This window comes from Mycobacterium sp. 852013-50091_SCH5140682 (genome assembly GCF_001665685.1).
GTDB lineage: Bacteria > Actinomycetota > Actinomycetes > Mycobacteriales > Mycobacteriaceae > Mycobacterium.
This window is the reverse complement of sequence record NZ_LZTB01000097.1, coordinates 19030-31663: the sequence shown is the minus strand read 5'-3', so window position 1 is coordinate 31663 and position 12634 is coordinate 19030. Positions and strand designations below refer to the sequence as shown.

General features: G+C 67.6%; 8 protein-coding genes. 5 read left to right on the top strand and 3 right to left on the bottom strand.

All coding sequences use genetic code 11. The annotated features are described in order from the left end of the window. The first annotated feature begins 11 nt into the window (after positions 1-11). Positions 12-710, top strand: a complete 699-nt coding sequence (locus tag A5784_RS24375; RefSeq protein WP_064947453.1) for a crotonase/enoyl-CoA hydratase family protein — start codon at positions 12-14, stop codon at positions 708-710. 63 nt (positions 711-773) lie between these two features. Here the strand turns inward: A5784_RS24375 and A5784_RS24370 are convergent, their stop codons facing one another. Further along, positions 774-1610, bottom strand: coding sequence for a putative endonuclease domain-containing protein (locus tag A5784_RS24370; protein ID WP_064947452.1), 837 nt, complete (start codon positions 1608-1610; stop codon positions 774-776). A 134-nt stretch (positions 1611-1744) separates the two neighbouring features. Next, positions 1745-2200, bottom strand: coding sequence for a cyanase (gene cynS, locus A5784_RS24365; protein WP_502687540.1), 456 nt, complete (start codon positions 2198-2200; stop codon positions 1745-1747). Positions 2201-2254: 54 nt separating this feature from the next. Between cynS and recC the strand changes: the two genes are divergently transcribed. The 3 genes from recC to recD are packed head-to-tail and all read left to right on the top strand — an operon-like array spanning position 2255 to position 10390. Then, complete coding sequence (recC, locus tag A5784_RS24360; protein WP_064947450.1) at positions 2255-5479, top strand: exodeoxyribonuclease V subunit gamma; 3225 nt, start codon at positions 2255-2257, stop codon at positions 5477-5479. Next, the gene (gene recB, locus A5784_RS24355; protein WP_064947504.1) at positions 5476-8748 is read left to right on the top strand and encodes an exodeoxyribonuclease V subunit beta; all 3273 of its coding nucleotides are present in this window, start codon (positions 5476-5478) and stop codon (positions 8746-8748) included. The genes recC and recB overlap by 4 nt, the downstream gene beginning before the upstream one ends. Continuing rightward, positions 8741-10390: an exodeoxyribonuclease V subunit alpha gene (recD, locus tag A5784_RS24350; protein ID WP_064947449.1), complete on the top strand. Its 1650-nt coding sequence runs from the start codon at positions 8741-8743 to the stop codon at positions 10388-10390. The genes recB and recD overlap by 8 nt, the downstream gene beginning before the upstream one ends. Here recD and A5784_RS38445 read toward each other — a convergent pair. Then, positions 10387-10536 (bottom strand): hypothetical protein, encoded by a 150-nt coding sequence (locus A5784_RS38445; protein ID WP_087074512.1) that lies wholly within the window; start codon positions 10534-10536, stop codon positions 10387-10389. The genes recD and A5784_RS38445 overlap by 4 nt on opposite strands. A gap of 206 nt (positions 10537-10742) precedes the next feature. On the opposite strand from A5784_RS38445, the gene zwf reads away from it, so the two are divergent. Beyond that, entirely contained in the window at positions 10743-12242 is a 1500-nt protein-coding gene (zwf, locus tag A5784_RS24345; RefSeq protein WP_064947448.1) for a glucose-6-phosphate dehydrogenase, read from the top strand. Positions 12243-12634: the final 392 nt, after the last annotated feature.

Below are 12634 nucleotides of genomic sequence, written 5' to 3'. Positions count from 1 at the left end.
CGATCTGTGCGATGAGCAGCCTGGTGAGCTACGAGCTCAACGAGTCCGTCGCAACCCTCACGCTGGACGACGGCAAGGTCAATGCGCTGTCGCCGGCCATGCAGAGCGATGTCAACGCCGCGCTCGACCGCACCGTGGAGGACGGCGCCAAGGCCGTCGTGCTGGCCGGCAACGCCAAGGTGTTCAGCGGCGGCTTCGACTTGAGTGTGTTCGCATCCGGCGACACGCAGGCGACACTGGCCATGCTGGCCGGCGGTTTCGAGTTGTCGCTGCGCTGCCTGACCTTCCCCGTCCCGGTCATCATGGCCGCGACCGGACCGGCGATCGCGATGGGATCGTTCCTGTTGCTCTCCGGCGATCACCGGGTGGGTTCGCCCAAGTCCCGCTGCCAGGCCAACGAGGTCGCCATCGGTATGACGCTGCCGATCGCCGCGATCGAGATCATGCGTATGCGCCTGACCCGTGCGGCGTTCCAGCGTGGCATCTCGATGGCCGCGACGTTCGCAGGCGACGCCGCGATCGCGGCGGGGTGGCTCGACGAGATCGTTGAACCCGACGCCGTGCTCACTCGCGCTCAGCACGTGGCCGCCGAAGCGGCGACGACGCTGAACGCCGGGGCACATGTCGGCAGCAAGCTCAAGGCCCGCGCCGACGCGATTCTCGCCATCCGCGCCGGAATTGACGGGCTGCCAAGCGAATTCGCGGGGTAACTGCGGCTGCTGCTCGCGCGCGTAACGCAGTGGCGGAGATTCGCCGGATTTCCCGCCGTGGCGTTACGTACGCGATGCCCAAGCCGTGGCAAGCCTCTTCAGGATGCCGCCTTTGCCGTCCCGGCACGTGACTCGGATGACGATCCAGTCGGCTCTGGTCATCTCCTCAACGCGCAGAATGTCCTTGCGTAGCTGGTCAGGATCCAAGTGGTCGCGGCCTTCGTATTCGAGCGCGATCTTCAGGTCCGGCCACGCCATATCGACTTCACCGATCAGAACGCCGAATTCGTTGTAGACGGGGTACTGCGTTTCGGGCCGTGGATACCCGGCATGGACGACCAAGAGCCGCAACCACGTTTCCCGTGGCGATTCTGCTCCGGGGTCAACCAGCGCGATCGTGTTGCGGGCCTGCTTGATCCCTCTGCGACCGGCGTGACGCTGGGCCGCCAATTCGATGTCAGCCACCTTCGTTTTCGTCGCGCGGGCCAGCGCGTCGATCGCAGGCACCGCGGTGGCCTCGGGGAACTTGCAGGCCAGATCCACGGCGGTGCGAACTGCAGTGGTGACGCGCATGCCGGCAATCAGACAGATTTCATCGTCGTCGAGCGCATCACTCCACGTGACGATGCCGCGGGCCGGTCGGCGATTGGTGTCGATGATGTATGCCGGGAGCTCGGCGCCGACCCAGCGGGAGCCGTGCATGGCCGATGCCGAGAACCCCGCCAGCACTCCATGCCCTCGTGACCGCAACCAACACGCCTTGGCCCGAAGCACCGCCGTTGGCCGCGTTCCCCGTGCCACATAGACGTCCTGGTGCACGGCAACAAACCGAGTTCGAAGATCGTGGCGGGTCAGTTTCCCTGCTGCGATCGCTTCACTGCCGATGAATGGCTCCCCCATGACCGGAGTGTGCTCCCGGGTACCGACAGGTCCGCGCGTGTGCGTAACGCAGTGGCGGAGATTCGCCGGATTTTTCGCCGTGGCGTTACGCACGGGAAGGCTTACCCGCCCCCAATAGGCATGAGTGGGCCGAGTTAGTCGACGGCGGCGTTCCAGTCGTACGGCAGGAACTTGCCGTCGAAGGTCACCACAATGCGGTCGCCCGCCGGGTGGGACTTCTTGGCGATGTCGACGCTGAAGTTGATCGCGCTCATGATGCCGTCGCCGAACTGCTCGTGGATCAGCTCCTTGAGCGCCGGGCCATACACCTGCAGCGCTTCGTAGAACCGGTAGATGGTCGGGTCCGTCGGCACCGCGGTCGGCAACCCGCCGCGCATCGGCACAGCGGCCAGCACCGGCACCACCGTCGGATCCAGCCCGAGCATGCCGACGAGCACGCTGGCCTGCTCCGGCGGGATCGGATGTTGACCGAGCAGCGCCGCCGTCGTCCACACCACGGGCCGGTCGATGGCGTCGGCGAGCTGCTGCCAGGTCAACCCTTTGGACACGCGGGCCAGCACGATCTCTTCGGTGATTTCATCTCGGGTCACGGCACCCATCATCCATGCGCAACAGTGTCGGTGGCGCGCCATAGGGTAGGGGCGATGGCACTGCACCTGCACCGGGCTGAGCGCACGGATCTGCTCGCCGAGGGGCTGGGTGCCCTGCTGTCCACTGCCCTGCCGGATCCGTTCGCCGAGGAACTGGTGCTGGTCCCGGCCAAGGGCGTCGAGCGGTGGTTGAGCCAGCGGCTCGCCAACCGGCTCGGTGTGTGCGCGGCCGTGCGATTCCGCAATCCGCGGTCGTTGATCGCCGAGATCACCGGAACACAGGACGACGATCCGTGGTCGCCCGAGGCACTGGTGTGGCCGCTGCTGGCGGTCATCGACGACAACCTGAATGCGCCGTGGTGCACCGCGTTGGCCACCCACCTGGGCCGGTTCGAGGGCGGTGAGGAACACGAGCTGCGACAGGGTCGTCGTTACGCGGTGGCCCGACGCCTCGCCGGGATCTTCGCGTCCTACGCCCGGCAGCGCCCACAGCTACTCATCGACTGGGCGGGCATCCCCGACGATCTGGCCTGGCAGCAGCCGCTGTGGCAGGCGCTCACCGCGCGCATCGATGCCGACCCACCCCACATCCGTCATGCGAAAACCCTTGCCCGGCTGCGGGAATCGCCCAGCGATCTGCCCGAGCGGCTGTCACTCTTCGGGCACACCCGGCTGCCGGTCACCGAGATCGAGCTGCTCGACGCCCTGGCCGTCCACCACGATCTGCACCTGTGGCTGCCGCATCCGAGTGACCGGCTGTGGCAGGCGCTGGCCGCCGAGAAGGGCGCGGTGCCGCGCCGCGCCGATAGGAGCCACCGCGCGGTCACGCACCCGCTATCGGCGACCCTTGGCCGTGATCTGCGCGAGCTGCAACGACTGCTTCCCACCCCGGCCACCGACGAATTCCTCGGCGCACCAAGCCATCCCGATACCCTGCTGGGCTGGTTGCAGTCCGACATCGCCGCCGACGAGGTGCGCCCGCAGGGCCGGATGCACCGCCCCGAAGATCGGTCGGTGCAGGTGCACAGTTGTCACGGCCCGGCGCGGCAGATCGACGTGCTGCGTGAGGTCCTGTTGGGCCTGCTGGCCGACGATCCGACGCTTGAGCCCCGCGACATCCTCGTCATGTGCCCGGACATCGAGACCTACGCGCCGCTGATCACCGCGGGGTTCGGGCTCGGCGATGTGGTGCACGGCGCCCATCCCGCTCACCGGCTGCGGGTCCGGTTGGCCGATCGTGCGCTGGTGCAGACCAATCCGTTGTTGTCGGTGGCGGCGCGACTGCTGAGCCTGGCCGGCGGCCGCGCCGGGGCGAGCGAGGTGCTCAACCTGGCGGAGTCGGCTCCGGTGCGGGCGCGGTTCGGTTTCACCGACGACGATCTGGACGCCGTCACGGCGTGGGTGCGCGAAGCCAACATCCGCTGGGGGTTCGACCAGGAACACCGTCGCCCCTATGGCGTCGACTTCTTGCACAACACCTGGCGGTTCGGCATCGACCGGGTGCTGGCCGGCGTGGCGATGTCCGACGATTCGCACGCCTGGCTGGGTACCACGCTGCCGCTCGACGATGTCAGCAGCAATCGGGTCGAATTGGCAGGCCGCTTCGCCGACTTCGTGGACAAGCTGCACCACGCGGTACGCGGGCTCAGTGGCACCAAGACCCTCGCCGAATGGCTGACCGAGCTGACCGCCGACATCGACGCGCTCGCATTCGACGACGAGGACTGGCCGCGCACCCAGGTGCAGCGCGAGTTCGACGACATCCTCGCGACCGCCGAGACATCAACCATGTTGCGACTGAGCGATATTCGCGCGTTGCTGGAACGACACCTGGCCGGGCGGCCCACCCGCGCCAACTTCCGGACCGGCACGCTGACGGTGTGCACCATGGTCCCGATGCGCTCGGTGCCGCACCGCGTGGTGTGCCTGGTCGGTTTGGACGACGGGGTGTTCCCACGCTTGGGTGCGATCGACGGTGACGACGCGCTGGCGCGCGACCCGGTGACCGGTGAGCGCGACATCCGGTCGGAGGACCGGCAGTTGCTGCTCGACGCGATCGGCGCGGCGACCGAGACGCTCGTCGTCACCTACACCGGCGCCAACGAGTACTCCGGGCAACCCCGCCCGCCCGCGGTGCCGCTGGCCGAACTACTCGACACTCTCGACATCACCACCGAGCAGCCGGTGCACGTCGTCACCCATCACCCGTTGCAGCCGTTCGACATTCGCAACGTCATACCGGGCGCGATGGTGCCCGGTGAACCGTTCACGTTCGATCCGACGGCGTTGACCGCCGCGCAGGCCAATACCGGTCAACGTGCCGAGCGCCCAGCGTTTTTCGCCGATCCGTTGCCGCCGCCCCCGCCCGACGATGTGGTGCTGGCGGATCTGGTGGGCTTCTTCAACGACCCGGTGAAGGGATTCTTCCGGGCTTTGGACTACACCCTGCCGTGGGAGGTCGAGGGCGTCTCCGACGTGATGCCCGTCGACATCGATGCGTTGGAGGAGTGGACGGTCGGCGATCGCATGCTGCACGACATGCTGCGCGGCCTGGCCCCGGCCGATGCTCAGCAGGCCGAGTGGCGGCGCGGCACCCTGCCGCCCGGGCAACTCGGCTGGCGCACGGCAGGCGCCATCCGCGAACAGTGCGCGGCACTGGCCGCCGAAGCACAGCACCACCGCGGCGTGGACTCCCAGGCCTACGACGTGGACATCGACCTGGGCGGCGGGCGACGGCTCACCGGCACCGTGTCCCCTGTCTTCGGCGAGCGCCTGGTCTCGGTGACCTACTCGAAGCTCGACGGCAAGCATCTGCTGCAGTCGTGGATTCCCTTGCTGGCGTTGGCCGCCCAGTATCCCGGACGGGAGTTCTCGGCGGTGTGCATCGGCCGCCCCAGGCGTGGGACCACCCCACGCGCCGAGGGGTTGGGCAGCCCGGCCGATCCGGTTGAGCTCTTGGTCGACCTGGTGCGGATCTACGATGCGGGCCGCCGGGAGCCGTTGCCGTTGCCGGTGAAGACCTCATACGCCTGGGCGGTGGCCCGGCACACCGGCGATGATCCCGAGCAGGCCGCCGGATACCGTTGGCGCAGTGGCAATTATCCCGGCGAGGATCAGCAGCCGGCGCATGTGCGGGCCTGGGGTCGCAGCGCGTGGCTGCGGGATCTCATGCAGCCGCTGCGCCCCGGTGAGGAGGTCCCGGGCGAGAACAACCGGTTGGGCGCCTACTCGGCCCGGCTGTGGTTGCCGATGCTGCGGGCCGAAAGGGCGGCGCGGTGAAGGTTTTCGATCTGCTCGGTCCGCTGCCGAGTCCCAACACCACGACGGTGGTCGAGGCCAGCGCCGGGACCGGTAAGACGTTCGCACTGGCCGGTCTGGTCACCCGCCTTGTCGCCGAGGGCGCCGCGACGCTGGATCAGATGCTGCTCATCACGTTCGGCCGGGCCGCCAGCCAGGAACTGCGGGAACGGGTCCGCGATCAAATCGTCTGCGCGCTGGCCGCATTGACTGAGCCGACCCGGGCCCGCAACGATCTGGAGACCTACCTGATCGCCGAGGATCGGGACGCGCGCAGGCAGCGGTTGCGTGATGCCCTGGCCGGTTTCGACGCCGCAACCATTGCCACCACTCATCAGTTCTGCCAGATCGTGCTGAAATCCCTTGGTGTCGCAGGTGACAGCGACTCCGGAGTGACGCTCGTGGAGAGCCTTGACGACCTCGTCTGCGAGATCGTCGACGACCTGTACCTGTCCCGGTTCGGCGCCCAGAAAGATCACCCGCTGCTGGACTACGCCGCCGCGTTGCGGCTGGCGCGCACCGTGGTGGCCAATCCGGCGACCGAGCTGCGGCCCACCGATCCCGACCCCGATTCACCGGCCACGGTTCGGTTGAACTTCGCCCGGGATGTGCTGGCCGAGTTGGAGATCCGCAAGCGGCGTCGCGGCGTGCTGGGCTACGACGATCTGCTGACCCGGTTGGCCACCGCCTTGACTCCTCGTCCTCCTCGCGTGCGGGGCGAGGCACCGGATTCACCGGCCCGCGTGCGCATGCATCAACGCTGGCCCATCGTCATGGTCGACGAGTTCCAGGACACCGATCCAGTGCAGTGGCAGGTGATCGAACGCGCCTTCTCCGGGCACTCGACGCTGATCCTGATCGGTGACCCCAAGCAGGCCATCTACGCGTTCCGCGGCGGGGACATCGACACGTATCTGCGGGCCGCGGCGACCGCCGGGGACAAACAGACCCTGGGCACCAACTGGCGCAGCGACAGCGCCCTGGTGGACCGCTTGCAGGTGGTGTTGCGCGGCGCTCAACTCGGCGGGTCCGACATCGTGGTTCATGACGTGAAGGCCCATCACCAGGGCCACCGCCTGGCCGGTGCGCCGCGCAACGACCCGTTCCGGTTGCGGGTCGTGAGCCGAAACGGCAAGGACGCCAAAACCATCCCGATCGACCGGCTGCGCACCCACATCGGCCGCGACCTGGCGGCCGACATCGGGGCATTGTTGACCAGCGGGGCGACCTTCGACGGCAGGCCGGTGCAGGCCCGCGACATCGCCGTGATCACCGAGACCCACAAGGATGCCCGGGCGTGCCACAACGCGCTGCTGACGGCCGGGATTCCGGCGGTGTACACCGGGGATTCCGACGTGTTCAACTCGGAGGCGGCCGAGGACTGGCTCTACCTGCTCGAGGCGTTCGACCAGCCGCACCGCACGGGGTTGGTGCGTGCGGCGGCGGCCACCATGTTCTTCGGTGAGACCGCGGAATCCCTTGCCGCGGGCGGAGATGCGCTGACCGACCGGATCGCCGACACTCTGCGCACGTGGGCCGGGCAGGCGCGCGAACGCGGGGTCGCGGCCATCTTCGAGGCCGCCCAGCTGGCCGGTATGAGCCGGCGCGTGCTGTCCTGGCAGGGCGGCGAGCGGTTGATGACCGACCTGGCCCACATGACTCAACTGCTGGGCGACACCGCCCATCGAGAAGGGTTCGGGCTGCCCGCGCTGCGGGACTGGTTGCGCACCCAGCGCTCCGAAGGGGGCGGTGAATCCGAACGCAACCGCCGCCTGGACAGCGACGCCGCTGCCGTGCAGATCATGACGGTGTGGGTCAGCAAGGGGCTGCAGTATCCGATCGTGTATCTGCCGTTCACGTTCAATCGCTATGTGCCCGAACCGGATCTGATTCTGTTCCACGACGACGGTGTGCGCTGTTTGCACATCGGAGGCGCTGACCCGGCGGTGGCACGGGCGGGTCGTGCCGAGGCTGCCGCCGACGACAGCCGGCTGACCTACGTGGCGATGACGCGCGCCCAGTCTCAGGTGGTGGCGTGGTGGGCGCCGTCGCGCGACGAGCCCAACGGCGGGTTGTCGCGGCTGCTGCGGGGCCGTGGGCCCGGCGAATCGGCGGTCCCGGACAAGTGCACACCGATCAAGATCGGTGACGCCGACGCACTGGACCGCCTGCGGGCGTGGGAGGCCGCGGGCGGCCCGGTGATCGAGGAGTCCGTCGTCGAGGGCTTCACCCCCGTACCGGCACCACCGCCGGCTGAGAACCTCGCCACCCGGCACTTCCACCGCGCCATCGACACCTCGTGGCGCCGGACCTCGTACTCGGGTCTGCTTCGGGCAGCCGATGATTCGGGTGTGACCAGCGAGCCCGAGGTCACCGAACTCGATGATGAGGTCAATGTCGTCGACGACGTTCTCGTGGTGCCGACCGCCACCGGCATCGATGTCCCGTCCCCGATGGCCATGCTGCCCACCGGTGCCGCGTTCGGGTCCCTGGTGCACGCGGTGCTGGAGACCGCTGACCCGTTTGCCGCCGACCTCGGTGCCGAGCTGGCCACCCAGGTGCGGACGCATGCGGCGCGCTGGCCCGTCGAGGTCGAGGCCGACGAGTTGGCGGCCGCGCTCGTCCCCATGCACGACACCCCCCTGGGTCCGCTGGCTCCCGGCATGACGCTACGCCAGATCGGGTTGCGAGACCGGTTGCGGGAACTGGACTTCGAGTTCCCGATGGCCGGTGGCGACCTGCGGGCCGGCACGTTCGCCCGGCTCTCCGATGTCGGTGCGCTGCTTCGCACGCATCTGCCTGCTGACGATCCCATGGCGCCTTACGCCCAGCGGCTGTCCGGCGGAGTCCTCGGCAACCAGCCGCTGCGGGGATACCTGTCGGGTTCGGTCGACGCGGTGCTGCGCATCGGATCTCGGTTCGTGGTGGTGGATTACAAGACCAACTGGCTGGGCACCGGTGACGCCGAGCTGACCGCCGCCGACTACACCCGCGACCGCATGGCCGAGGCCATGCTGCATTCGGACTATCCATTGCAGGCCCTGCTGTACAGCGTTGTGCTGCACCGGTTCCTGAATTGGCGTCTGCCCGGGTACGACCCGGCGACTCATCTCGGCGGCGTGATGTACCTCTTCGTGCGCGGCATGTGCGGGGCAGCAACGCCCGTCGTCGACGGCCATCCGGCCGGGGTGTTCAGCTGGGAGCCGCCCGCCGCGCTCGTGGTGGCAGTGTCGGAGTTGCTCGATGCTTGATCATTTCGCCGAGATTCTCGAGCCTGCCGACGTGCAGGTGGCGCGACGGCTTACCGCGCTGGGCGGCGAGGCAGACGATTCGGTGACGCTTGCCGTGGCCCTGGCGGTGCGGGCGCTGCGAGCTGGTTCTGTCTGCGTGGATTTGCGCTCGGTGGCAGCGCAAGTCGATCTGCCCGATCTGCCGTGGCCCGACCCGGATGCGTGGCTGGCTGCGGTCAGCGCGAGCCCGCTGCTGAGCACCGGACCGGTGTTGCGGCTGTTCGACGAGCAGCTGTACCTGGACCGGTACTGGCGCGAGGAACAACAGGTGCGCGATGATGTGCTGACGCTCGTCGGCACCCGCCCGGCCGGCGCTCTCCCTGACGTATCACGATTGTTCCCAACGGGATTCGATGAGCAGCAAGCCGCGGCAGAGGTGGCACTGGCGCACGGGCTGACGGTGTTGACCGGTGGCCCGGGCACCGGCAAGACCACCACGGTGGCGCGGCTGCTGGCCTTGCTGGCGGAGCAGGCGGCGCTGACGGGTAACCGGTCGCTGCGCATCGCGCTCGCCGCGCCGACGGGCAAGGCCGCGGCGCGGTTGCAGGAAGCTGTGCAATTGGAGGTGGACCGGCTCGACCTCGTCGACCGTCGACGCCTGGCCGGGTTGCAGGCCACCACGCTGCACCGGCTGCTCGGTCCGCGCCCGGACACCTCGTCGCGGTTCCGCCACCATCGCGGAAATCGGTTGCCGCACGACGTGATCGTGGTCGACGAGACGTCGATGGTGTCGCTGACCATGATGGCCCGGCTGCTGGAGGCGGTGCGGCCGCAGACCCGGCTGCTGCTCGTCGGCGATCCTGATCAGCTGGCGTCGGTGGAGGCCGGTGCGGTGCTGGCCGATCTGGTCGACGGGTTGGGATCGCGTGGCGTGGCGGCATTGCGGACCTCGCACCGGTTCGGCAAGTCGATCGGGGCGTTGGCCACCGCGATCCGGGTCGGTGATGCCGACGCGGCGCTGCACGTGTTGGCCACGGACGACGAGCACATCGAGTGGGTGACCACCGACATCACCGAGCGGTTGCGGGAAGTCGTTGTGCCGCATGCCCTTGCGCTACGGCAGGCGGCGATCCTCGGAGATGCCAAGGCGGCGCTGAAAACTCTCGACGAGCATCGACTCCTGTGCGCGCATCGGCGGGGGCCGGCCGGCGTCAAGCACTGGAATCGTCAGGTGCAGCGCTGGCTCACCGACGCGACGGGCGAACCGCTGTGGGCGTCATGGTATGTCGGGCGCCCAATCCTGGTGACCGCCAACGACTATGGGCTCAAGCTGTACAACGGGGACACCGGCGTCACGGTCGCGACGCCGGACGGTTTGCGGGTCGCGGTGGGCGGCAACGGATCGTTTGCGACGGGCCGACTCACCGAAGTGGAGACCATGCATGCCATGACGATCCACAAGTCGCAGGGCAGCCAGGCCGACGAGGTGACCGTGCTGCTGCCGGACATCGAGTCGCGGCTGCTGACTCGGGAACTCTTCTACACCGCGGTCACCCGGGCCAAGACGCGGGTACGCGTCGTCGGGACCGAGGCGGAGGTGCGCGCAGCTATCAGCCGGCAGGCGGTGCGCGCGACCGGCCTGCGGAAGCGGCTCAGGACCTAAACAGCCCGTCCGGCGAAGAACGCGCCGGAGATGAGACCGATGGTGATGGCCAACGTGGGCAGACCCATCACGACCGCGACGACGACGGCTGCGATGGCGACGAGGCCCAGCACCAGCAGGAGACTGCCAATAAATGCTCCGACCATGACCGCCCTTTCTATGGTTGCGGTCACACTGTAGCTCGCTTGTGGGTTGAATCACAGCGAGATCGCGCGTCGATTTGGTTAACAATTTCTGGGCGAAATGTATAGCTGAGCTTGGTGAATGCATTCAGAGGGAGGCCGTCTTCCGGCGGGCCATCTCTACGCGAGTTAACCCAACCGACGCCATCAGTGCACGGCAGCCTGCCAGGATGCACAACGTGGCTCCCGATAAGGCGCAGACCGTCGCCTACCCCGCACCCGGTTCCCGTCCGACGCGCGCCAACGGCGAAGTGCTGCCGCCGCACGTCATCGTGCTGTTCGGCGCGACCGGGGATTTGGCGAAGCGCAAGCTGATCCCGGGGCTGGCGTATCTGGACCAGTCGAGCTTCAGCCCCGACGTCCGGGTGGTGGCCACCTCTTTGGAGGATTACACCAAGGAGCAGTTCCTCGAGCACGCCAAGGCTGCTGTGGATGAGTTCGCCACGCGTCACCCCACTGATGAGCAGTGGAAGAGCTTCGCGGACAAGGTGCAGTACGTGCCGCAGAGCGCGGGCCCGGAAGCGCTGGCCGCCGCCGTCACCGCCGCCGAGGACGAGCTGGGCCCCGATGTCCGTCGGCTGCACTATCTGTCGGTACCGCCCAAGGCGGCCGAGTCCGTCATCACCATGCTCAAGGACGCCGATCTGGTGAAGCGCTCCAAGGTCGTCATGGAAAAGCCATTCGGAACCGATCTGCAGAGTGCGGTCGCGCTGAATGCGTTCGTGCACAAGACATTCAAGGAATCCCAGATCTTCCGCATCGACCACTTCCTCGGCAAAGAGGCCGCGCAGAACATCCTGGCGTTCCGGTTCGCCAACGGCTTGTTCGAGCCGATCTGGAATCGCAACTTCATCGACCACATCCAGATCGACATCCCCGAAACCCTCGGCCTGGATCAGCGCGCCAACTTCTACGAGAGCACCGGCGCGTTCAAGGACATGGTGGTCACCCACCTGTTCCAGGTGATGGCGTTCGTCGTGATGGAGCCGCCGACCGCACTGGAGCCCCGCGCCATCAGCGAGGAGAAGAACAAGGTGTTCCGGTCGATGTTGCCGATCAACACCGCCGACGTGGTGCGCGGCCAGTACCAGGGTTACCGCGACGAGAACGGCGTGGCGCCGGATTCGGAGACCGAGACGTTCATCGCGCTCAAGGTCGGCATCGACAACTGGCGCTGGGCCGGGGTGCCGATCTACCTGCGCACCGGCAAACGGATGGCCGAGGGGCAGCGCATCATCTCGATCGCGTTCAAAGAAGCACCGCGGACGATGTTCCCTGCGGGTTCCGGGGTCGGCGCGCAGGGGCCCGATCACCTGACCTTCGATCTGGCCGACGCGTCAAAGGTGTCGTTGTCGTTCTACGGCAAGCGACCCGGACCCGGCATGCGGCTGGAGAAACTCTCGATGCAGTTCTCCACTCAGGAGACCGCGGAGATCGCCGACGTGCTGGAGGCCTACGAGCGACTGATCCTCGATGCCATGCGCGGCGATCACACGCTGTTCACGACCGCCGAAGGCATCGAGTCGCTGTGGGAACGCTCAGAGCCGCTGCTGGAGGATCCGCCGGTCGTCAAGATGTACCCGCAGGGCACCTGGGGTCCCAACGCCATCCATCAGCTCATCGCACCCAATGCGTGGCGGCTGCCATTCGAACGGGTGTGGCGGGAGTAGGTCGTCACACCCGTCACTTCGGTCACGGCGACAGAACGCGTACTCGAGTTGCCCGCCTGTTAGCGACAATCGAGCGACAATCGCCACACGCGTATCGCCTGCCGCTTCCGCATCGCACCCGATCGAAACTCACACCACTTGAGCCCAATCACCCTCGTGCGCAACAGTTTTGGGGGTGCCCGACTACGAGCGACAGTGTCGCTATCAGCCGGGCACGGGGCTGATGGGGCTGACAACGACTCCAGTGACGCAAGCGGCCGCTGGGACTGGCCTCCCTGGGGCTACCGGGACACGAGGTACCCAGGAGGCGATTGTCGCTCGATTGTCGCTAACAGGCGGGCACAACGACGCACGCTTTGCCGCGCGCGACAATGCCCCGGTAATCCCCCGAC